20 protein-coding genes are annotated in these 23,737 nt (G+C 37.9%); 11 read left to right on the top strand and 9 right to left on the bottom strand.

What is annotated here, in order from left to right; all coding sequences use genetic code 11:
• Positions 1-32: 32 nt before the first annotated feature.
• Positions 33-983 carry an isopenicillin N synthase family dioxygenase gene (locus ABXZ36_RS08480; protein WP_354615079.1) on the bottom strand — a complete coding sequence of 317 codons (951 nt, stop codon included), beginning with the start codon at positions 981-983 and terminating at the stop codon, positions 33-35.
• Positions 984-1,110: 127 nt separating this feature from the next.
• Here ABXZ36_RS08480 and ABXZ36_RS08475 point away from each other — a divergent pair, with 127 nt between their 5' ends.
• From ABXZ36_RS08475 to ABXZ36_RS08430, 10 genes are all read left to right on the top strand, one after another.
• On the top strand, positions 1,111-3,087 hold the full coding sequence (locus ABXZ36_RS08475) for an alpha-ketoacid dehydrogenase subunit alpha/beta (protein WP_354615078.1): 1,977 nt from the start codon (positions 1,111-1,113) through the stop codon (positions 3,085-3,087).
• A gap of 138 nt (positions 3,088-3,225) precedes the next feature.
• Positions 3,226-3,711 (top strand): lipocalin-like domain-containing protein, encoded by a 486-nt coding sequence (locus ABXZ36_RS08470; RefSeq protein WP_354615077.1) that lies wholly within the window; start codon positions 3,226-3,228, stop codon positions 3,709-3,711.
• A gap of 11 nt (positions 3,712-3,722) precedes the next feature.
• Positions 3,723-4,415, top strand: coding sequence for a YiaD family glycine zipper/OmpA-like lipoprotein (locus tag ABXZ36_RS08465; RefSeq protein ID WP_354615076.1), 693 nt, complete (start codon positions 3,723-3,725; stop codon positions 4,413-4,415).
• A gap of 78 nt (positions 4,416-4,493) precedes the next feature.
• Positions 4,494-5,621, top strand: a complete 1,128-nt coding sequence (locus ABXZ36_RS08460; protein ID WP_354615075.1) for an NAD(P)/FAD-dependent oxidoreductase — start codon at positions 4,494-4,496, stop codon at positions 5,619-5,621.
• Positions 5,618-6,343 (top strand): methyltransferase domain-containing protein, encoded by a 726-nt coding sequence (locus tag ABXZ36_RS08455; protein WP_354615074.1) that lies wholly within the window; start codon positions 5,618-5,620, stop codon positions 6,341-6,343. Before ABXZ36_RS08460 ends, ABXZ36_RS08455 begins: the two co-directional genes overlap by 4 nt.
• Positions 6,340-7,395 carry a type III polyketide synthase gene (locus ABXZ36_RS08450; RefSeq protein ID WP_354615073.1) on the top strand — a complete coding sequence of 352 codons (1,056 nt, stop codon included), beginning with the start codon at positions 6,340-6,342 and terminating at the stop codon, positions 7,393-7,395. The genes ABXZ36_RS08455 and ABXZ36_RS08450 overlap by 4 nt, the downstream gene beginning before the upstream one ends.
• A gap of 68 nt (positions 7,396-7,463) precedes the next feature.
• Positions 7,464-8,261, top strand: coding sequence for an enoyl-ACP reductase FabI (locus ABXZ36_RS08445; RefSeq protein ID WP_354615072.1), 798 nt, complete (start codon positions 7,464-7,466; stop codon positions 8,259-8,261).
• 51 nt (positions 8,262-8,312) lie between these two features.
• Entirely contained in the window at positions 8,313-8,753 is a 441-nt protein-coding gene (locus ABXZ36_RS08440) for a 3-hydroxyacyl-ACP dehydratase FabZ family protein (RefSeq protein WP_354615071.1), read from the top strand.
• Positions 8,750-10,027: a beta-ketoacyl-[acyl-carrier-protein] synthase family protein gene (locus ABXZ36_RS08435; RefSeq protein ID WP_354615070.1), complete on the top strand. Its 1,278-nt coding sequence runs from the start codon at positions 8,750-8,752 to the stop codon at positions 10,025-10,027. Before ABXZ36_RS08440 ends, ABXZ36_RS08435 begins: the two co-directional genes overlap by 4 nt.
• 22 nt (positions 10,028-10,049) lie before the next feature.
• Positions 10,050-10,298, top strand: coding sequence for a phosphopantetheine-binding protein (locus ABXZ36_RS08430; protein ID WP_354615069.1), 249 nt, complete (start codon positions 10,050-10,052; stop codon positions 10,296-10,298).
• 41 nt (positions 10,299-10,339) lie between these two features.
• Here ABXZ36_RS08430 and ABXZ36_RS08425 read toward each other — a convergent pair whose 3' ends face one another.
• The 4 genes from ABXZ36_RS08425 to ABXZ36_RS08410 all read right to left on the bottom strand — a co-directional run bounded on the left by ABXZ36_RS08425 (position 10,340) and on the right by ABXZ36_RS08410 (position 15,457).
• Complete coding sequence (locus ABXZ36_RS08425) at positions 10,340-11,281, bottom strand: TerC family protein (protein ID WP_354615068.1); 942 nt, start codon at positions 11,279-11,281, stop codon at positions 10,340-10,342.
• A 289-nt stretch (positions 11,282-11,570) separates the two neighbouring features.
• Positions 11,571-11,873: a ribosome hibernation-promoting factor, HPF/YfiA family gene (gene hpf / locus ABXZ36_RS08420; RefSeq protein WP_354615067.1), complete on the bottom strand. Its 303-nt coding sequence runs from the start codon at positions 11,871-11,873 to the stop codon at positions 11,571-11,573.
• Positions 11,874-12,733: 860 nt separating this feature from the next.
• Positions 12,734-13,333 (bottom strand): DUF6642 family protein, encoded by a 600-nt coding sequence (locus ABXZ36_RS08415; RefSeq protein ID WP_354615066.1) that lies wholly within the window; start codon positions 13,331-13,333, stop codon positions 12,734-12,736.
• Between the two features lie 174 nt (positions 13,334-13,507).
• Positions 13,508-15,457 carry a hypothetical protein gene (locus ABXZ36_RS08410; protein WP_354615065.1) on the bottom strand — a complete coding sequence of 650 codons (1,950 nt, stop codon included), beginning with the start codon at positions 15,455-15,457 and terminating at the stop codon, positions 13,508-13,510.
• A 562-nt stretch (positions 15,458-16,019) separates the two neighbouring features.
• Here ABXZ36_RS08410 and ABXZ36_RS08405 point away from each other — a divergent pair.
• Positions 16,020-18,047 carry an oxidoreductase gene (locus ABXZ36_RS08405; RefSeq protein ID WP_354615064.1) on the top strand — a complete coding sequence of 676 codons (2,028 nt, stop codon included), beginning with the start codon at positions 16,020-16,022 and terminating at the stop codon, positions 18,045-18,047.
• 253 nt (positions 18,048-18,300) lie between these two features.
• On the opposite strand, the gene ABXZ36_RS08400 is transcribed toward ABXZ36_RS08405, so the two are convergent.
• From ABXZ36_RS08400 to ABXZ36_RS08385, 4 genes are all read right to left on the bottom strand, one after another.
• Entirely contained in the window at positions 18,301-18,831 is a 531-nt protein-coding gene (locus tag ABXZ36_RS08400; RefSeq protein ID WP_354615063.1) for a hypothetical protein, read from the bottom strand.
• 181 nt (positions 18,832-19,012) lie between these two features.
• Positions 19,013-21,013, bottom strand: coding sequence for a thiol-activated cytolysin family protein (locus ABXZ36_RS08395; protein ID WP_354615062.1), 2,001 nt, complete (start codon positions 21,011-21,013; stop codon positions 19,013-19,015).
• 132 nt (positions 21,014-21,145) lie between these two features.
• A complete protein-coding gene (locus ABXZ36_RS08390; RefSeq protein WP_354615061.1) occupies positions 21,146-21,790 on the bottom strand; it encodes a response regulator in 645 nt (214 codons plus the stop codon).
• Entirely contained in the window at positions 21,791-23,701 is a 1,911-nt protein-coding gene (locus tag ABXZ36_RS08385) for a tetratricopeptide repeat-containing sensor histidine kinase (protein WP_354615060.1), read from the bottom strand. It lies immediately after the preceding gene.
• Positions 23,702-23,737: the final 36 nt, after the last annotated feature.

The raw sequence follows: 23,737 nt of genomic DNA, 5'->3' as shown, positions 1-23,737 counted from the left end.
AACCTCCCTTGAATAGGGAGGTTTTGAGTTTTCTATTTTTTAATCAAGCCTAGGTCAATCAATCTTTCATGCAGAAAGTCGCCAGCAGTAATATCATCATATAGTTTGGGGTTCTCAGCACCCACGCAATTATCCAAACAGTTGAGTGGCATATCACTTACGGGATGCATAAAGTAAGGAATAGAATATCTAGAAGTACCCCAAAGTTCTCTAGGCGGGTTTACCACTTGGTGGATAGTAGATTTAAGTTTATTGTTGGTTAGTCTCGATAGCATGTCTCCAACATTAATCATAAGTTCATTGGGCTGTGCTATGGCGTCTACCCATTCTCCTTGATGATTTTTCACCTGAAGTCCTTTTCCTTGTGCTCCCATTAAAAGGGTGATCAAATTAATGTCTCCATGGGCCGCTGCCCTAATAGCATTCTTTGGCTCTGAAGTTATAGGAGGGTAGTGGATAGGTCTTAGAATAGAGTTCCCGTTTTTGATATAATCATCAAAATAGGTTTCTTCCAACCCTAGATGCAAGGCTAAGGCCCTTAGGACATATTTTGCCGTTTTTTCTAGCATCCTAAAGGTCTCCTGTCCAATCACATTAAAATTAGGCAGTTCTTTTACGATTACATTATCTGGATATTCCGCTTCCAATTTTGGATTGTCCTCCACATATTGACCAAAATGCCAGAACTCCTTTAAATCCCCTTCTTTTTTACCTTTGGCATGCTCCTTTCCAAAGGAGGTATACCCCCTTTGTCCACCAATTCCTATAATTTCATAAGAGTCTTTTACCTCTTGGGGTAAATTGAAATAGTTGCGAACTTCACTATAAAGATCTTTTACGAGCTCATCGGACAAAAAGTGACCACTCAAAGCAACGAAACCGATATCTTCAAAAGCGCTTCCTATCTCTTTAATAAATTTTTTATTTCTACTCTTATCTTCAGATAAAAAATCTTGAAGATTTACACTGGGAATTTCGCTCATGATCAAAAATTAAATTAGCATATCAAATTTAGTAAATTAATTAAGGTTATAGAATAAGAAAACATTCAATTTTGTTCCATCCTTTCGTTACATTTAACCCAATATTAGCCGGTAACGTTATATAATTATGAAATATCTACCTAATAACATAAGCAAGAACACCCAATTAAAACTTTACGAAAGGATGATGAAACCTCGGATGATCGAGGAAAAAATGCTGATCCTCTTAAGACAGGGAAAGGTTTCTAAATGGTTTAGCGGCATCGGACAAGAAGCAATTTCAGTAGGGGTAACATCTGCATTAAAGGAAGAAGAGTATATTTTGCCAATGCACCGTAATCTTGGGGTATTTACTTCCCGAAATATTCCTTTATATCGTTTGTTCACCCAATGGCAGGGTAAGAGTAGTGGTTTTACTAAAGGGAGAGATCGCAGTTTTCATTTTGGCACCCAAGAATTCAAGATCGTAGGAATGATTTCCCATTTGGGCCCTCAATTGGGTGTTGCAGACGGGATAGCCATGGCCAATACCTTAAAAAAAGAAAAATTAGTAACTGCTGTTTTTACAGGGGAAGGGGCTACCAGTGAAGGGGATTTTCACGAAGCGCTCAATATAGCCTCGGTGTGGAACCTTCCTGTGTTATTTTGTATAGAAAACAATGGATATGGTCTTTCTACGCCTACCAATGAGCAATATAAATGTGAGAACCTAGCGGACAAGGGCTTAGGCTATGGCATGGAATCTCACATTATTGATGGCAACAATGTATTAGAGGTGTATGAGCAAGTGGATGCCCTTTGTCAAAGTATGCGAATCAACCCTAGACCAGTGCTTTTGGAGTTTAAGACTTTTAGGATGAGGGGACATGAGGAGGCTAGTGGAACCAAGTATGTTCCTCAGGAGTTGATGGACGAATGGGCTAAAAAAGACCCGATTTCTAATTATGAAAAGTTTTTGGTTTCTGAAGGAGTTTTAAATGATGGTTCTATCGCCCAAATAAAAGAAAAGATCCAGTTAGAAATCGACGAACATCTTCAGAAGGCTTATGATGAAGAGGAGATTACACTAGATCCTACCATGGAGTTAAGTGATGTATACAAAAAGTTTGAATATCAAGAAGTTAAGCCAAACGAAAAGGTATCTAATATTCGACTTATAGATGCTATTTCGCAAGGGTTACGACAGTCCATGGAGCGCCACGACAATTTGGTGCTGATGGGCCAAGATATAGCCGATTATGGTGGGGTATTTAAGATTACTGAAGGATTTGTAGAGGTTTTTGGTAAAGAGAGGGTGAGAAATACCCCAATTTGCGAATCCGCCATTGTTTCCGCGGCCATGGGGCTATCTATCAATAAAATGAAGGTAATGGTAGAAATGCAGTTTGCAGATTTTGTTAGTTCTGGTTTTAACCCCATAGTAAATTATTTAGCAAAATCGCATTACAGATGGGGGGAGCATGCAGATGTGGTGGTTCGCATGCCCTGTGGGGCAGGAGTAGGAGCAGGACCGTTCCATTCGCAGACCAATGAGGCTTGGTTTACCAAGACACCTGGATTAAAAGTAGTCTACCCTGCTTTTCCTTATGATGCCAAGGGTTTGCTTGCAACCGCCATAAATGACCCCAATCCCGTACTTTTCTTTGAACACAAGGCTTTATATAGAAGCATGTACCAAGACGTGCCAGAGGATTATTACACCTTACCCATGGGTAAGGCTAGTATATTAAGAAATGGAAGTGATGTTACTGTAGTTACTTATGGGGCTGGAGTTCATTGGGCCTTGGAAATTTTGGATAGTCAACCAGAAATTAATGCCGAATTGTTAGATTTAAGAACCTTACAACCGTTGGATTTGGAAGCCATTTACGCTTCTGTAAAGAAAACGGGGAAACTTATCATCTTACAAGAGGACAGTCTTTTTGGGGGAGTGGCCAGTGACATATCGGCTTTGGTGATGGAAAATTGTTTTGAATATCTAGATGCACCAGTGAAGAGAGTAGCAAGTTTGGATACCCCTATCCCATTTGCTAAAAAATTGGAACAAAACTATCTTCCAAAAGAACGCTTTTTCGTTGCGCTCAAGGAGTTAATTGAATACTAGTATTTGTAATACAATTAGATGTTTTTTGTATTAATATTGTACGTTGAAATTGCGGACTTGTTCAAGGTTTTTAACATTCCAATAGTAATGAAACCTTTTTGAAGGTTTTCAACGTATATAAGTTAAATTAAATTTTAAATGATGAACAAAAAACTTGTTTTATTATTAGCTGTTACAGCATTAATCATGACATCCTGTTCTGTAACCAAAGAGGTCCGGGGTCAAAGAAATTTATTGAGTGGGACATGGTCCTTGAGCAATATCTCTTATGAGAACAACACGGGAACCTTCTCTTCCTTGCTTTTTAATGATGCCAAGGATATTTGCTTTAAGGGAAGTGAGTGGTTCTTTAGGGATAATAATAGCACAGGGCGCTATACTATTCCTAGTGGAAGCCTTTGTTCTGGTGGCGATCGTTATATTAAATGGTCCGTTGTAACTAGAGAAGGACTTTCCAATCAATTACAGTTTAAGGCAATTAATGCTAAAAACAAAGATGTTAGTGGTGGTTTTGGCTACCGTTTAGATATCGTCAATTTAACCCCCCAGGCTATGACATTAAAATCTGACGTTTCAGTAAATGGTTCGCCTGTGACCGTAGTTTATCAATTCACTAAAAAGTAAAATCGATTAAAATGAAAAATATAGTTTCAAAAAGTATCATGTTTGCAATGGCAATGACCATTATTGTTAGTTGTAGTACGGTTAAAAATGCCAACAAAACTCAAAAAGGCGCTGTAATCGGTGCCGCCGGTGGTGCAGCTATTGGAGGTGTTATCGGAAATAATGTAGGAAATGGAAATACTGCCTTAGGCGCTATTATTGGTGCTGTTGTTGGTGGTGCAGCTGGAGGATATATTGGAAATAGAATGGACAAGCAAGCGGAGCGAATAGAAACCGAGATTCCAGGAGCAGAAGTATCAAGGGTAGGTGAAGGGATCAATGTAACCTTTAATGAAGATGCTGGTGTGTATTTTGATACCAATAAATCTGCAGTACAGGGTGCATCTGCTGAGACCTTGAATAGGCTGGCAGGTGTATTAAAGGAATATCCTGACACCAATATTTTGGTAGAAGGTCATACAGACAGTGCAGGTAGTGCTGAGTACAATATGAGCCTATCTCAACAACGTGCGCAATCTGTAGCCAATTATCTAGCCTCTCAAGGTGTTGCTAGAGGTAGACTTACAGCTAAATGGTACGGTGAAAACCAACCAAAATCGGATAATTCAACCGCTGAAGGTAAAGCTAAGAACCGCAGGGTAGAAATGGTGATAGTGGCAAACGAACAATTAAAGCAAGAAGCTATCAATAAGACAAAAGGATAAAAATTCAAATGCTTTTATTTTTATTAAATCCCGTCATTTTAGACGGGATTTTTTATTTATAATAATTATCTTCCATCAATGGTAGAATACGATGTTATCATCATTGGGGGAGGCTTGGCAGGATTAACGGCAGCCTTGCATCTCAGAAAAAATGAACATAGCGTTTTAGTGCTGGAAAAACAGCAATACCCTAATCATAAGGTCTGCGGGGAATACGTGTCCAATGAAGTAGTACCCTATTTGGAATATTTAGGCATTTCTTTTTCCGAATTCCAAGTAGCACATATAGATACCTTGCAATTTTCATTGGTCAATGGGAGGGCCATCACTACAAAACTTCCACTAGGGGGAACAGGAATAAGTAGGTATGCCTTTGATGATCTTTTATACCGAAAGGCAATATCCCAAGGTATTGATTTCGTTTTTGAAAGTGTAGATAAGGTATCTTTTGAGAATGATAATTTTTGGGTGATGACCAATAGGGAGAATCGCTTTACCTCCCCAATCGTTCTGGGTGCGTATGGAAAGCGAGGCAACCTAGATATGAGCTTAAAGCGCAATTTTGTGCAACATAAATCTACATGGTTGGGTGTTAAGGCACATTATGAATTTCCAGATTTTCCTGATAATTTAGTGGCATTGCATAATTTTAGGGGAGGCTATGCCGGACTCTCCAAAACAGAAACTGGAGCTGTTAATTTTTGTTATCTTACCACCTATGAAAGTTTTAAAAAAGAAAAGGATATCGATAGTTTTAATGCAAATGTGGTCTCTAAAAACCCTTTTCTAGCACAATTTTTAGAGAAAGGGGAGCCTTTGTTCAAAACCCCATTGACTATCGCACAGATATCATTTGATAAAAAAAATGTCATTGAAAACCATATGTTGATGTGCGGCGATTCGGCCGGACTCATTCACCCACTTTGTGGTAACGGAATGGCCATGGCCATACATAGTGCTAAGTTGGTATCCGAACTGGTATCCAACTATTTTAAGGAAAAAACCTCTGGCAGAAAACAATTGGAAGAAGCGTATCAAGCTACATGGAACAATACCTTTCAACATCGATTGTGGATGGGAAGAAAGCTACAATCTTTACTATTAAATCCCAATGTATCCCAATGGGCATTGAGTACTGTTGGCAATTCTCAATGGATATTAAACAAGTTGATAAAAAGTACACATGGTAAACCGATTGACTTATGATCAACACCAAATTTAGAAATACGGATCCAGAGATGATGGATGACCCTAATGTCTCTCAAGCAGTCCTAATGGAAGTTTTGGAAGACATATCCCGAGTAAACAAATTGTTAAATGGCAATAGGATTACAGTAAGGGCTATATGCCAATTGATTAAGGAAACCACCCAGGAAAAATATACCATAGTGGATATGGGCTGTGGAGACGGACAAATATTGAGAGAGATAGCCGATTTCTATCGCAAAAAAGACATTCAGGTTCATTTGATAGGCATCGATTTGAGTGAAAAGGGAATTCAAATTGCTAAAGAACGCTCAAAAGAATATCCCGAAATACAGTTTCTAAGACAGGATATCCTAAAAATTAAGGCTGAAGCACTTCAATGTGATATTTTGCTTTGTACTCTGACCATGCATCATTTTAGCAATACCGAAATTCCTATATTCCTAGACCAATTTGTAAAATTGGCAAAAATAGGAGTTGTGATCAATGATTTGCAAAGAAGTAGACTGGCATTTTACCTTTTTAAATTGTTTAGTATTATTTTTATAAAAACCGATATTGGAAGATCAGACGGACTGACCTCTATAAAAAGCGGATTCAAGAAAGATGAATTACTTGGCTTTTCAATAGCAATTCCAAGTGTATACCATTCGGTACAATATAGATGGGCCTTTAGATATTTATGGCTCATAAGAACTAATAGACCCCCAATAAGAAAATGAATGAAGTAAGAATAACAACGGTTAGTAAGCAATTACCAGAATATAGTAGAGAAACCAAAGATATTTTACCACTTGTAGAGTTTTGGTTGGGTAGCCAAGAGGAGCGGTATAGACGAAAGGTGCTCAAGATATTTGAGGGAGCTGCAGTGGATAAACGGTATAGTATTATGGCGCCTGAAGAAGTCTTTACTGCAAGTTCCTTTGAAGATAAAAATGCCATTTATGCGAGGGAAGTGAAAAAACTGGGCTCAGGGGTCCTTCAAAAGGCTTTGATTGCAGTTGATTGGCGAACCGATAGTATTGATTTTCTCATTACGGTAAGTTGTACGGGCATTATGATTCCTTCTTTGGATGCGTATATCATTAACGATCTTGGACTGCGGCAAGATGTAATAAGGCTCCCCGTAACAGAGATGGGCTGCGCTGCCGGTGTATCTGGATTAATTTATGCATATAATTTTTTACGTTCCAATCCTGGAAAACGGGCTGCTTTAGTAGCAGTGGAGAGTCCAACTGCCACCTTTCAATTAAATGACTATTCTATGGCTAATATGGTCAGTGCAGCGATTTTTGGAGATGGGGCAGCCTGTGTGCTCTTGTCTTCGGAAGAGAACTCCACAGGGCCTAGGGTCATGGGAGGGGAGATGTATCATTTCAAAGATGCAACCCATATGATGGGGTTTGATCTTACAAATCACGGACTTAAAATGATATTGGATCCTGCGGTACCTGAAACCATAGCGTCTCATTTTTCAGAGATAGTACATCCATTTTTGGCACGCCATAACTCATCGATTGAAAAGGTAGACCACTTAATCTTTCATCCTGGGGGAAAAAAAATAGTACAAACTGTAGAAGACCTCTTTGGAGCTATGGGTAAAAATATAGATGACACTAGGGAAGTATTGCGATTGTATGGTAATATGAGTAGTGCCACAGTATTATATGTTCTGGAGCGCTTTTTGGAAAAGGAAATTGCTGAAGGAGAACAAGGTTTGATTCTGAGTTTCGGACCAGGATTTTCCGCCCAACGGGTATTGTTAGAATGGTAATATTTAGCACCGTATTTATATAAATATGGCGCTTTTATGTAGAAATGAAATAGACGGATAATAGGATTATGGACAAGAACGGGATGACAATAGAGGAGTGGGCCTTGATATTAGGGGGCAGTAGTGGCTTGGGCTTGGCTACTGCCAAAAAGCTTGCAAAGCACGGATTTAATATTTTAGTTGTGCATAGGGATAGAAGAATTGACTCCCAGGTAATTGAAAAAGAATTTAAAAGTATTACTTCAACTAAAATTAGGTTCAAATCATACCATATTGATGCCACCAATCCAGACCGAAGAATGGCAACTATAAGGGAAATCTATGAGGAATTAGGGCAAAATGGTCGTATAAAAGTTCTTGTGCATAGTATAGCAAAGGGCAATTTAAAACCTATGCAGTCGGATGATGGAAATACGTTAAACAACCAAGATTTTCACCTGACGTTAGATGCCATGGCCATTAGTTTGTATGATTGGACAAAAGCCTTAGTAGCAGCAAAGTTATTTTCGGAAGACGCTAGGATTATTTCTTTCACCAGCGAGGGGAATTCCAAAGCTTGGGAGAACTATGCGGCAGTTTCGGCAGCTAAGGCGGCATTAGAAGCGATCACTCGTAATATGGCGTTAGAATTCGCTCCAATGGGGATAAAGGCTAATTGTGTACAAGCGGGAATGACCTTAACGAACTCCTTCAGCATGATTCCAGGGAGCGAAAAGTTAAAGGAAAACGCGCTACAACGCAACCCTAGTGGTCGTATGACCACACCAGATGATGTTGCCAATGTTGCTTATCTTTTAACTACAGATGAGGCTAAATGGATTACAGGCACGGTGTTGAAGGTAGATGGAGGTGAGAGTTTGCGTTAATAGCTGCGTTTTATTTTATAAGCATAAAGCAAAAGGACCTAAAAATATGAAATGGGATTTAAAAACATAGTAGATCAATTACCTTATGGTTCAGAATTCCGCTTCGTGGATCAATTGCAGCATGTTGATGATGATGGGGTACAAGGGGATTTTACGTTTAAGGAAAGTCTTTATTTTTACAAAGGCCATTTTAAGGAACAGCCAGTAACTCCCGGAGTACTATTGACAGAGTGTTGTGCACAGATAGGATTGGTTTGTTTAGGGATACATTTGCTTAGTGAAAGTAATACTTCAATATTAAAAATAGGATTAACAAGTACCGAAATGGAGTTTTTACTGCCTGTTTTTCCTAATGAAAAAGTAATAGTGACCTCTAAAAAGATTTATTTTAGATTCAATAAACTAAAATGTGAAGTGCGTATGCACAATAGTAAAAACGAACTTGTCTGCAAGGGAGTTATTGCTGGAATGATAAAAATGGAAGGTGCATGAAAAATAGGGTAGTGGTGACCGGAATGGGGGTGTGTGCTCCCAACGGATTGGGATTGCAGGAATTTACCAAATCGTTACAAGAAGGCAAAAGCGGCATACGCTTTCATCAAGAACTTGAAGATTTAAAATTTTCATGTCAAATAGCTGGAAAGCCAAATATTAGCCAATATCATATAAACAAATACTTTAGTCCTTTGCAACAAAGGGGTTTAAATGCAAGTGGCATTGTTTACGGGGTTATAGCAGGCATGGATGCTTGGAAACATGCAGGGCTTGCGATAGCTTCCAAAGAAACTCCAGATTGGGATAGTGGTATTATTTTTGGTACTGGAATTTTAGGGGTAGATAAGTTTAGGGAGTCCATTCACCTCATAGATGAGGGTAATACCCGCAGACTAGGAAGCACTTCCGTGATGCAAACTATGGCTAGTGGTATAAGTGCTTATTTAGGGGGTATTTTAGGCTGCGGTAACCAGGTTACCACCAATTCCTCTGCCTGTACTACAGGGACAGAGGGCATTTTAATGGCCTATGAGCGTATTTTGGCAGGGAAGGCTAAAAGAATACTAACAGGAAGCTGCAGTGATAGTGGGCCTTATGTATGGGGCGGATTTGATGCGATGCGCATATTGCCCAGTGCGTATAACCAAGCTCCAGAGAATGCAAGCAGGCCCATGAGTGCCTCTGCAGCTGGATTTGTACCGGGCAGTGGGGCAGGGGCCTTGGTATTGGAATCCTTGGAAAGTGCCTTGGAGCGTGGCGCCCATATTTATGGAGAAGTGTTAGGCGGCGCAGTGAATAGCGGCGGACAAAGAGGCGAGGGCACCATGACGGCCCCAAATAGTGAAGCGGTACAACGCTGCATAGTAGCTGCAGTGCATAATGCCAAAATACAGAAAGGGGAGATCGATGTCATCAATGGACATCTAACGGCTACGGGAAAGGATGCCGTGGAAATCCAAAATTGGAGTGCTGCCTTGGGGTGTTCAGGAACGCAATTTCCTTATGTGAATTCTTTCAAAGGATTAATGGGCCACTGTTTGGCGGCGGCTGGCAGTTTGGAATGTGTTGCAGCCTTATTGCAATTTAAGAAAGGACAGGTTTTTGGAAATATCAATTGTGAAGATATACATCCCCAGATCTTGGAAGTGGTGGATGCCACCAAAATACCTAGGGCTACCATGGCACATCGCCCAGAAATTATAGCAAAGGCCAGTTTTGGTTTTGGGGATGTAAATGCTTGTGTTATTTTTAAGGCCTACAAAAACGAATAAGAACTATCAATTAAAAAAATATATGGAAGAGCGTTACGAGCAGTTAAAAGGAATCATTAAAATTTACCTGCCAGAAGATGTTACTGTTGAGGATATCACCCCGGAAAGTCATTTTATCAATGAGTTGAATATCAACTCGGCCAATTTGGTGGATATTGTATTGGATGTGGAAGATGCCTTTAACATAATAATGGAAAATGAGGATATGGACCAAATGAAAACGGTAAAAGACGCCTTGGTCATCATTGACACCAAGCTCAAAGCCTCCTAGATCATAAGATAAAGAGGGAAGAGCCAGCTTCTCTCTTTTAACTAGGCTTCTTTTTCTGAAAGCATCATAGATGCAGCCACTCCACCAATGAGGGCTATGGCAATTACACTTAATGATAGCCATTCAGGGAATTCTACATGGTGTGATAAAAGCATTTTTATACCCACAAAGGCTAGAATTACCACTAAGCTAAAGTTGATATACCTGAATTTTTGTAGCATTCTGGAAATTAAAAAGTACATAGATCTAAGACCCAGAATAGCCAATATGTTGGAGCTGAAGACAATAAAGGGATTTGTCGTTATTGCCAGGATGGCAGGAATACTATCTAAAGCGAAAAGTATATCCGTAAGCTCAATAACAACAAGTGCTACAAAAAGTGGCGTTGCGGCTCTAACTCCCATTTTTTTGATAAAAAAGTCATGACCATTCATTTTGGTAGAGATAGGGAATATCTTTTTTATCTGTTTGAAAATAAAAGAATTACGGGGGTCAAAATCTTCATTATCAGACTTTAGCATCTTAAACGCGGTGTACAATAAGAATACCCCAAAAACATAAATAATCCAATCAAACCTCGTGATTAGTGCCACCCCAAAGACAATCATAAATGCTCTAAAAACAATGGCTCCCAAAATTCCCCAGAACAAAACTCTATGCTGGTACAATGGAGGAATACTAAAAGATGAAAATATAACGGCAATTACGAACACATTGTCTACACTTAGGGAAAGTTCAATTAAATAACCAGTAATATATTTAATGACTGCTTTGTTTGGAGTAAGATTAGTTGGATTCGCAATATAGTTGGCGTCAAATAGCCAGTAGATAACTCCGCTAAATGCCAAGGCTACCGTTACCCAAATGGCGGTCCATATGGCGGCTTCCTTAGTTTTGATCACGTGTTCGTCTTTATGGAAAACACCAAGATCTAACGCAAGGAACACTAATATTAAAGCGATAAAAGCGATCCAAACAAACATAGCTATTTTTTAAGACCACAAAGCTAATCAACATTTGATATTATGGAACAAAAAAAAACAAATAAAATGGCTTATAAAAAATAGGGTTTTAGTGGAACCTATGCATGAAGAAAGTTCTGCAAAAGAATTAGCAATGCATCAATAAAACAAGCATTTTAGTTTTGTAAAATTAAAAATGGGTCTGCGGAAAACCGCAGACCCATTTTTAATAATTTTTTTGTTTTCTTTAGAAATATAAGGGATTAAGCCCTTAGTTTATGGGGTAAAGGCATTGATAGCCTTACAGCAATTAATGTGATTTAATTTTGTCTTTTCGCTTTTTTAATTGTCTTTCTAGATCATCCACCGTTTTGGCAATGGAAGCTTCGAAACTACCGTTGCTCGACTCAGCAAAAAGACGTGGTCCTGGTGAACTCAAACGTATGGCGCAGATCATTCCAGTATCAGGAGTCGTAGTATTCTCCGTTTTAAAGAAAACATCGGCACGAATTATGAAATCATATTTGTCAAATAACTTGTCTACTTTTTTAGCAGCAAATATTTCTAAACGTTCGCTAGCTTTTACACCATCATACTCAAAGTTTATATTCATAATAATTATAATTTTTGTTTAAGGTAAAGAGGGAATATAAAGAAAACAAATATTCTAATTAAGGTAGACATAAATTTCAGCTTGTCAAAACGGTTAAGGCGTAATTTGTGATAATTATATGATTTAGCAGAAAATAAAATGTTTCGTAGTATCAATCACGAATTCTACAAATTAGGTCAGTATCAAGGTTTAAAGTGACTTTAATTTAAGAAATGTGGCAGGCGAGTGGATTATTAGTACAATCAATCCGATTTTTATGGTAATACCCATTCTCATATATTCTATTTTACATAATATAAATTATAGAACAAATATGTCTATAGCGTAAAATGGTGTATAGCTGTGCTGTTTTATATAATTGTAGATATAGCAACACGCAAGTGTTCTATATCGTCAACAATTATGTCAAAGCCGTTTTCCTGGAAAGTTTGTTCGTATTCGTAAGCTTTAATTCTATTATGTGAATTATGTAAAAGGAAACCAACACACTATGCTTAAATAATTGTTCCCCATTTTGTTAGCTTTATTTGCATTATGTAAAATATCCCTGACATTTAATAATTTAAGAGAATTATGAGCAGGGTTATGAAACTAATAATCGGTTTGATTTGCCGTTATGTCAAATTACCTTTGCTCCCGAAGCGTCGGAACACGACTGCTCTTTTAACACAAATGCCTAGCATTCATGAGCTGCTTTAAATAGCACTAAAAATCAGCGAATAATTTACCACCGCTTGACATAGCTTATCCTTAGCTTGTCGAAGGGCCATATAAAAGATAGCCTTTTTGATTCATTCTAAATTCTTAAATTCGAGGGAAAACTAGGGTTGATGGTAAATTTTCTATGCTATCTTCTAGGTTTAATAATACAATCTAAAATCAAGTAATTTACAGAGATTGTAGTGTCTTTGATGTAACTCTTCTACAACATCTAACATAGTATCATCTTCTTTAAATAAGTTAAAGAATGCTTTATCAAGATTTGAGCTACTTATTCCATTAAATTCATTACCATAGCCAGAAACACCTTTTGCGCCAGTAATATCCAAAAAATATTGTGCTTCTTCTTCGTCTAAATCTAGGATTTTTGCATTTGAAAAATGTAAGATTTTGCCTTTTAACCTTCCTTCAAAAATTTCTGCAATTTCTTGCAAACTGTAGTAGTAGTCATTTAAACAAATACTATTTGCTTCACCTTTTATAACCAAATAGATGATTTCATAGTCTTTAAAATGATGATCATCCAAGACCAATGCATTTAAGCTAGCTTCTAGACCTTCAATGGTGTCGCATGTTTTATAAATACTAGCCACTCCATATTCCATTGCCAATTGTTCCAGATTTTCTTGTGCTTCGGTAACCTTGTCCGTTTCTATATCCTGAACCGCTTCTAAACAGTAAATGAATTTTTCTGAATCTATAAAGTGTTCTTGGGGTAATTGCTGTCTTTTCTCTAACAAGTTTCTGAAATTATGTAAAATACATGAACCACAAAATTAAGGTAACTATTTTATTCTTTTCAACCTTTAGACCTCTAAATTCCTCGTTAATGGTTATTTCTTTTATCACGTATGTAAAAGAAATCTTGCTTCTAAAAGCAATCATGCACTGGCTAATTTCACCAAAGTGATCTGTTAGCGCGCCATATAAGAGGTAAGTGCAGCGTCTCCTGTTTGGTAATACACCTGTCCGGTAATATCGTCCACTGCATATAAGGGCTCACGGTCCTTACCAAGGTTAATTTCACCCGCTACTTTACCCGTAGTTTTGCTGACTTTTAACAATACAATGTCTTTTTCTTGTTTTGACATAATGAACATAAAATCCCTACCTTGTTTAGTGGCTTTGAGTCGGGCATTCGCCTTTCTAAAGGCGGCACCTGCATAACTTGAGGCAGTATTGCCCAATTCTCCATATGCGTTGCCTATTTGAGAAACCAGTTCTCCCGTAACTTCGTCTTTTTGACGCACATCATTTTCGGCTGCGGCCATGGCACCTGAAACATAGTATGAGGTGGCACCAATATACGCGGCCCTTATGGACGAGGCATATAGCAAAGCACGTTTCCAACCTGCTTCCTTGGGTGCAGCATAATATTCCTGATAGACCAGAGATCCATCAAAATTAAATTTGGCAACATTCTGATCGGAGTGTATAAAAATACCATCCTCCAAAATTTCTAGATTCGATGGGGATTCCTTTCCCTCAAATCGAAGTTCTTCTTGTGAAAAATCACTGACTTGTCCGTCAGACTTATCCACAACTTTTAAAAGTCCGGAACTGTAATCAAAAGCATAGATTTTACCTTGATGCTCAGCGGTAAGTCTAGGGTTGGTTTGAATACTTTTATCCCACTTCAGCGTACCCGTATGATGGTCCAAAATGTTCATCGATTCGGTCGTAATATATAGGATTGAATTTGCCAGTGGCACAATCCCAACGACCGTACCATCTACTTTAACAGGTTTTTCAAAGGTAATGGCCCCAACGGTTGGGTCTAAATAATTGAGAAAATCTTTATTGGCCGTTCGCGATACCAGCAAAATACCATCACCGGAATCCAAATAATCATACACTCCGCCTTTGATAGCGATACCACGGCCCTTTTTCCCCCAAAGTCCTTCACGGGTCTTATAGTCAAATAGGTTTATTTTTGTTCGGTTACCATCATCGGGTAACACAAGCATTCCTTTATCTAAAAAATGAACCTGGCTGAGTGCTCCATTTACTTCTAATTCTTCGCTCCATACCAAACTACCGTCATTTATATTATACGCATTATAATGATTGGTATAGTTAATAGTTGTATTACCAGAGGATGTGGTCATTCCGCCTTGCCTCTCTTGTTGTGACGCCAAATAGAAGACATCACTGCCTTCGGGCTGGTAATAATGTAGCTGTATATCCATATCTTTAGATACATGCTCCGCGGCCTGTTTCAATAAGGCCCCAAATTTCCCCATTTTATCTATTTGCGCTGCTTCCTTGGAGTTCGTTTTCTTCCAAATTACATCTCCGGTATCTGTATTGAGTTTGTAGTTGTTGAACAAGGTTACGATAAGAAGTTCTTGATTATCAAGTTCATTGGCAGCAACGATACGGCCAAATTCTTCATTCATTGACCATGACAAACTAGCATCTGACATTTTTACGGAAACCATGAGGGGTTCTCCATTGTAATCCGTTCCGGAAACAAGAATCGCATCTGAGTTATACAATAAATGATAGCTAGTAACTTTCTGAAGTCCGGCATTTTCAGAATTAAAGACTTCGTTGCCGCTAAACTGATCGATGAGATGTAAGCTATTGCTTGTTGTTACCGAAAAAAACGGGCTATTAGGAAGTTCTTCAAAAGCAGCTCTCTCAAGATTGCCAAAGGCCCTTTTTCCCCAACTAATATCACCTGTTTCGGTATTTATACCAACCAATTCTTCTCTTGAACTAACGATAAGGTTGCCAAGTGAAGTAACTTCTTGCCATAAAATTTTAGTAGGCACCTCTTTGTTCCATTTAATCTCTACCTGTGAAAAGGATAGTAATGGAAACACTATCAGTAATAAAAAAAGTGGTTTTATCTGGCTCATATTCTGGTTTTTAGTCTTCTTAGAACGCAGTACCTCCCTATTTAGTACAATCTATTCAGTATTATTTGAACCAAGATTCCAATCCTAGTAGACCTAAATGCCCATACCATCGGAAAACGTAGTTGTACTTAAGATCTCAGTGATACCGAAATTAACTTGGATCCCTATCAAGTAATTGATGCCATTATTTTAAACCAAGGATACGCTTAAAAGTTCGTAGCTCGCAGGTATAAAACTTTTTAAAGATTTCCAGGATGTTCTTTTTGTTAGCTGTTTTATGCATGGTTGTAAAGGTTTTGCTAATCTTATTAGTCTACAATTCCTGAACATTGTCACACAAAACACAAATTAAATGAGTAGCAACACCAAAATATAGTGCTGTTCTGCGCTTTAGACAGGACCTGGGAGCATCGTTTTGAGCACTAATTATAGTTACTACCATTACAACCAGGAACTGCAAGACGTAGAACGCTGCCACTGTTTAAATTTTGTCATTCTAAAAAAAACGTACCTTACCCATTATTATGCATGCATCCTAACGTACCTAAAATCTAAAGAAGAAATGACCCCGTATAAACATATTTTTGAACCCTTGAATTTAGGATTTACAACCCTAAAAAACCGAATTATCATGGGTTCTATGCATACCGGATTGGAAGAGGAAAAAAATGGCTTGAAAAAAATAGCCACCTATTATGCAGAACGTGCCAAAGGCGGCGTTGGTTTGATTGTTTCTGGCGGGATTGCACCTAATGTGCAAGGCTGGACAGGACCTTTTTCTGCACGCATGAGTACCAAAAAACACGCAAAATACCATAAGGTAATTACAGATGCAGTGCATGCAGCAGGTGGTAAAATATGTATGCAAATCTTACACGCAGGACGTTACGGATATCATCCGTTTGCGGTGGCACCTTCTGCCCTAAAATCACCTATTAGTCCCTTTAAACCTTTTAAACTAAAGAAAGCCGGCATTGAACGTACCATTCGTGATTTTGTAAACGCTGCTAAACTATCAAAATTGGCAGGCTATGATGGTGTAGAGATTATGGGTTCTGAAGGGTATTTAATCAATCAATTTATTGCAGAACGAACAAATAAGCGTGCCGATGCTTATGGGGGAAGCTACGAAAATAGAATGCGTTTACCCATCGCATTGGTAAAGCAAACGCGTGAAGCGGTAGGAACTGATTTTATCATCATCTATCGTTTATCTATGTTGGATTTAGTGGAAAAAGGCAGCTCTTGGGAAGAAGTGGTAGCCTTAGGCAAAGCCATTGAAAAAGCGGGTGCTACGATTATAAATACCGGAATTGGGTGGCATGAAGCCCGTATACCCACCATTTCAACCTCAGTACCAAGGGCTGCATTTACTTGGGTTACCCAAAAAATGAAAGAAGAACTTTCGATCCCCTTAATTACTTCAAATAGAATAAATATGCCCGAAACAGCTGAAACTATTTTGGCAGAAGGTCATGCAGACCTGATTTCGATGGCACGCCCATTTTTAGCGGATCCGGAATGGGTACATAAAGCGGAAGTGAACAAAGCGGATGAAATTAATACCTGTATTGGTTGTAATCAAGCGTGTTTAGACCATGTTTTTGAACGAAAAGTAGCCAGTTGTTTGGTAAACCCAAGAGCGTGCCACGAAACGGAACTAAATTATCTTCCGACCAAAAAAAAGAAAAAAATCGCAGTGGTTGGCGCTGGTCCTGCAGGTTTAGCTGCGTCAACCGTTGCCGCACAACGCGGACATGACGTGACCCTTTTTGATGCTGATGCAGCAATAGGAGGGCAATTCAACATGGCAAAGCAAATTCCAGGGAAAGAAGAATTTCACGAAACCATTCGTTATTTTAATAAGCAAATAGAAATACACCGTGTAACTCTAAAATTAAATACGCAGGTAACTGTTGAAGATTTAAAAAATGGCCATTTTGATGAAGTTATCCTAGCTACAGGAATCAAACCAAGAATCCCAAAAATTGAAGGTATTGATCATCCTAAAGTTTTAAGCTATATTGATGTTTTAAAGTTAAAAAAGCCGGTTGGTAAACGTGTTGCCGTTATTGGTGCCGGAGGCATTGGTTTTGATGTATGTGAATATTTAGCACATGAAGGTAAAAGCACTTCATTAGATATTGACGCTTGGTTAAAAGAATGGGGTATTGATAAGACAATGGAGGCTAGAAGCGGAACAGAAGGTGTAACCGCAGAAGTTCACCCATCACCAAGAGAAATTTTCATGTTCAAGCGTAGCAAGGGTAAATTTGGAGGTAATTTAGGTAAAACTACGGGTTGGATTCATCGTTCTACCTTGAAAAAGAAAAAAGTACAGTTCATCAACGAGGTGCAGTACACCAAAATTGATGATGAGGGCTTGCATTATGTTCAAAATAAAGCTCAAAAAGTGTTGACTGTAGATACGATTGTCATTTGCTCAGGTCAAGTACCATTGGCAGAATTATTGGAGCCATTAGAAGCCATAGGTATAAAAGCACATGTAGTTGGAGGTGCAGCTGTCGCTGCTGAATTGGATGCAAAACGCGCCATAAACCAAGCCTGTAGATTAGCGGCCATAATTTAACGATCACAAATTAAATGTAATTATTGACCGCATAAATTACAATGCACAACTACTCTACCCTGCCCTGCTTCATTCTTTTATTAAAAGAATGTTTCTTCATTGTAGTCTGTTGTTTTTCATTAACCCCCCAAAGGAGCTAGGTGTCATCAGCTTTTTAGAAGCAAAAATTGAGTAGGTTTAGTGAACCCCCAGTGTTCTATACCTTTTTATTATTATGTTCTTGAATATCGGTAAGTAACAAATACATTATTATTTAAAATTGAAGGGAGGCACCAACATTTATCATACCCCTATAGCCAAAACCCAATTCTGCATAGGCCGCTAATTTTTTGCCCACCCGAAAGCCGAGTGCATTTACTTGAAAACTAAGATTGGTGTCATATTCATCACTCGTAAAATAGGCCAACCCTACTCCAGAATACATTTGAAAGCTAGGCTTTGAAACATAACGGTAATCGGTTTCTAGGGCAAAGGTGATATTCGTAAATTCACGTTCTTTGTCCTCGGCGCCAAAAAAAACTAAAACATCATTTGTGTTTCCTGTAAGCTCTTCATAACTAATAGCTGCACCAACCATAAAACGGTCATTAACCGCATATTTGTAATTTACACTAGCAATACCTTTACTCTCAACATCCTCAAAAACCATAGAGACATATTCATATAAGCTAAAAGCGCCATAACCTATACCAATTTGGCTTGTACCCTTGGTTTGGCCCTGTGCAAAATTCACAAAGAATGTGGTAAAAAGAAACCCTAAAACAATAATTTTTAAATTTTTCATAATGTATTTACGTGTTAAATATAGAGATTTATTTGTGATTGGATGGGTTTTAAAAAAGAGCCCTACCTTCTACGTTAGGGCTCTTAAGAATTACTATGAAAACTGTGCCTCCGAAAATTGACATACCAATTTAAAGGATAATTAATTGATTTGCTAACCCTTACCTCACCTAGTATAGCAATTAATTTACCACGAAGGGTCCTTCATATTCGTTGCTTTCTTCATTTTGAATCATCATTCTATCACCCGTTTCATTAAAATATAAATAGGATATACTATTTTCTGAAAAAGTTATCTTAACAGCGGCACCTACTCTGTCAAAATCCGTAGGAAATTTATCATTAAAAAATTCATCTATCGTAAATTTTCCATTCCAATTACTTTGATAGCTTAAACCATTGTATGGTAGGAGAGCACTTCTATATACGGATCCTGCGTTTCCATTTAATGAGAAATAAAATTGATGATTTCTATTATCAAGAAGACCAGCATCTCTCACCGCTACATGTGCTGTTGCAGCACCAATACCATCAGCTGAAAATGGGAATTCGGTTGTGGAATTCTCCGAATAGAAATCATTTGTCTGCTGTTCATTATCATCTCTTCGGCTATAATAATTGACATTTGAGCTATTAAGCCATCCCTCCTGAGCAAGATCTCCAGCCCACGAGCTACTAACAGATTTCATGCTAATGAATTTTAAACCTTTTTCCTTATCAAAAAATCGAATTTCATTTGCACGATATAATATGGCTGCACCTACTGGACCAAAAGAGGCGGGCAATCTAAATGGACCATCAGTAATGTCATAAATTTCAGCACCTTTCTTACCTAACCCAGCATCATATAATGCGTATTTATCACCTGTAATGTTATAGAGAATAAACTTTTCACCTGATACTTTTGTCGCTGCACCTATACCATTACCAGGTCCAGGACCAAAAATATCAACAAGCTCTTTGTAAACTGTAAGAGCCAAAAAACCTTTTACACTACAGGTGACAATATCGTACTCAGTAGCTAATTTTGTACCTACAATTTCATCTGGGCGTTCTACACTGCGTACTACATATGATACAGGCAAACCTGCTGTTATTAAAGTGCTTGCTCCAAGGTTAGCTGCTATTTCTTCAATTGATGTATCACCCAACAGTTTAAATGCACTTTTTGCTTCCCCACCATAGGCAATAACCTTAATTTTAACTTCTTTAAGTGATTTAAATGTTGCAACATCTATTTCCACTGCACCATCAACTGCAGGACTACTGTATGTTGCCTTTAAACTTGCCTGCATTTCTTCACGGCTTGAGGTGGATTCTATCAACATATAAAAAATACGCCCGTAAGTAACTGATGATATAAAAGTAGCTGGATTATCTGGTTGTACGTATTTAGCCAAATTTTCTGGGGTTACGTTTGCTCCAAAAATTTTATCATTGCTGGTGGGCAGGTCAAAACTCATGGTGTAATATGATTGGGATAGTTTAACCAAAGTTCGGTTATACTTTTTATCTGTACTAAAAGACATATTTCCTTCTACTTCTGTAGTAAACGTTTCCACTTTAATACCCATTTCCAAAGCCATTTGGCTTTCAGATTCAATTTGAATAATATCTATTTGAAAATCAGCTGGTACTACCCCAGTTCCTCTATCTATAATTCCATTTACAGCATCTTGAATAGAGCTTTTACTTACATTATCTACTGTAAAAGAAGAGCCTTCTTGTCCAGTATTAAGATTAGTAGAGATGGTTCCACCAGCTCTTTCCACTACAATGGGTTTTGGGGTAGCAGCTGATAAGGTTTTGCCTTGCAAAAGACTTCCTGGATAAATGACGTCTGCGCTGGTATTAAATAAGGGGAATTCTCCATTTCCATCTAATACGCTAACTGTTTTAGTAGTGCAACTAAATCGCTCAGTCCCACTAACTCCTTCATCATCTCTGTTCGCAGTAGTGGACTCTCCAACATCTTTTGTTGTTCTGGATTCAGGGAAAGACTCAAAGACATAACCACTTTTAAGTATTTCATCAAATGTAAGCTCCCCACTGTCTGCAATAGAGGAATCATCCTTACCGCAGGCCGTAAAAAAAAGAAGGACCAATAAGACTCCAAAAATTAAAACGGGCCTCACTTCCCAATTGGGTGTACATTTGTTACGTAAATTCGTTAACGTTTTCATATTTTTTTGGTTGAATTAATATTCTTGCTTGTTACTTTTAGTAACTGGTGCAAGGTATTTAACAACCGGCCATGCCAAAATACGTAGCATTACACAATTTTGCGTAGGGGTACGTAGAGGAAGACAAAAGACCTATAGATTGGAAAGAAACTCTTTGTATTCTTTGGTCCAAATGACTAGGGCATCTGTTTCTGGAGAAAGATCTAGCTTGGCAATAATGTTAGCACGGTGTTTTTCTACCGTTCTGCTGGAGATACTTAATAGCTCCCCTATCTCTTTTGAAGAGTTGCCCTGTGCTACCAAACGTACAATGGTCCGCTCTGATGGGGAAAGTAGTTTTATTTTCTGTAACTCTGGGGTAATTTCATTATCTATAACCTCATTAAAAACCGCACTAAAATAAGGCACCCCTTTACTTACACTCTGTATACACTGATGCAGCTCCATAAAAGGCTCGTCTTTTATCATATAGCCAGATATATTTAATAGTTTGGCCTTATGGATAAACCCTTTTTCCTTATGGGAGGTCAGGATAATAAATTTGGTATCGATTTGCTTTTCAATGCATTTTTTAATGACTTCAAAGCCTTCTAACATGGGCATCTCTACATCTAAAAGTGCTATGGTGGGGTTAAAAGCTATAATCTTCTCTAAAGCTTGGGCGCCATTTTCTGCTGTGGCTACTATAGTATAATTATACTCATTTAACTCATCAACCAGACCCTTTAATAACATGGGGTGGTCATCTGCAACTACAATCGTTATGTTTTCATTCATTTATACAGGAATTTTAACGAATAGGGTTGTTCCCTCTTCTTTTTCACTCTCTATGGACAAGCTGCCTTTTAGAATGCGTATCCGCTCTGCCATAGTTTTTAAACCAAGACTATTTTGTATGGTGGCTTTATCCGTCTGAAAACCTTGCCCATTATCTTTAATTAAAACTTCAATGGCCTTTTTATGTCTTACAATAGTAACCATTAATGTTTTGGCTAAGGAATGCTTAAGTACATTGTTTACCGATTCTTGAATAAACCGATAAAAATTAAGGGTTTCCGATTCATTAAAATCAGCATTGATATCCTCTATTTCTACTGAGAAAAACATATCTGTTTCTCCGTCTAAATCAAACAATAGCTGCTCAATACTAGCGGTAAGTCCCAACAGGTTTAGCGTTGCTGGGTATAGACCCCTAGATATACTCCTTACTTCTTCCAAAGCGGTATAGGCTAGTGCTGATAATTCTGGTTGATCTAAATTTTGGGCCTTCTTCTTAATAAAAGTCAGCTGCTGCCCCACACTGTCATGAAGGTCTTTGGATACCCGTGTTCGCTCGTTTTCTTGCGCTAAAATTAAGGTTTGAGAAAAAGATTCTTGAAGCTTTTGCTCTTTTTTTGCTAAGTTTCGTGATCTAAATACTAAAATAAAACCAAAAACTGAGAGTAGCCCTGCTCCTCCAAATAAAAGTCCATAGCTTTTCATCTTGTTCTGGTTGTCCAATAGGGCAATATCTTTTTTTTGTGTCTCTATTTGAAAATTGCGTTTTTCGGTTTTGTATTGTATCTGCAACTCATTGATCCGAGTTGCCTTTTGTACATTGAATATGCTATCGTTTAACCTATTATATATTTGAAAATTATCATAGGAACTTTTATACTCTTGAAGTGCATAATCACATTTAGATATTAAGTAATACCCCCAACTTTCTTGGTTTACGCTTTCGTCCTTAGCATATCTTACCGCTTCTAAGGCATACTCTTTTGCCTGGGCAAACTGGTTCATCTTTATAAACGTTTCAGCAATGTCATTACAGGTATGGGCGGTACTCCTATTTATATTGATTTCTTTTTTAAGTGCCAGGGCTTTAAAAAGATAGTCTAAAGATTCTTCAAAATCACCTTGAGCTCTTAGGGTAGATCCTATATTGCCCAATAAGATGGATTTATTATCAAGGATATTTAGCTTATCCACATCATTAGGCGCAAATTTTTCTACTAGAAGCAGGCCCGATTTGAAATAGGTCAGTGCTTCTTCATAATTTTCTCTCTTTTGGCTTAAAGCACCTAAATTTAAATACGTAAGTATTAAACCTTTGTCATCATTAATGCTCTCCTGAAGTTGTAACGCATTTTTGAAATTTAATTCTGCATTCTTGTAATCTCCGGTAACTAGATAAATAGCTCCTATTTGAGTAGAAACTCTTATAATTTCCTTTTCCTTCTTAAGGGTTTCATTAAGTCTTAAAGACTCAAATGAATAAAATAACCCTTTTTCAAAATCTGAGATTCTGTTATAACTCTTTCCTATTTTATAGTAGCACTTGGCAACATCAGCTTTTTTGTCAAGGTTTTGAAAACTGACCAATGCGGTATTAAAAAAGGTTAAAGCTTGGGTGATATCTTTTGTTTGAAGAAAATAGTCCCCCACATGGTAAGCTCCCAGAGCAGTTAAAGGTTCATTGTTTATTTCTATAGCTTTTTGAAGTCCAGAATTTAAATTTTCATAAGCATTTTCTAACTCCTTATTTTTTAGGAGAGTAGTTCCTATGGCATAATAGGCTTTTATGATTATGGTCTCATTAGCTGTGGCAAGCTGAACAATTTGCTCTGAACTATCCACTTTTTGATGGTTTTGTCCTCTTAAAAATGAAAAGAGGAGACAGCATACTACTAATAAGATATGTTTCAATGTGGTATGGTTATTTTAAAAGATATGCTTTAATAT

Origin of the sequence: Sediminicola arcticus (genome assembly GCF_040566695.1) — a bacterium.
In the GTDB taxonomy this organism is placed as follows: domain Bacteria; phylum Bacteroidota; class Bacteroidia; order Flavobacteriales; family Flavobacteriaceae; genus Sediminicola; species Sediminicola arcticus.
Note: the sequence above shows the minus strand (reverse complement) of the source record. Positions and strands in the feature narration are given on the sequence as shown.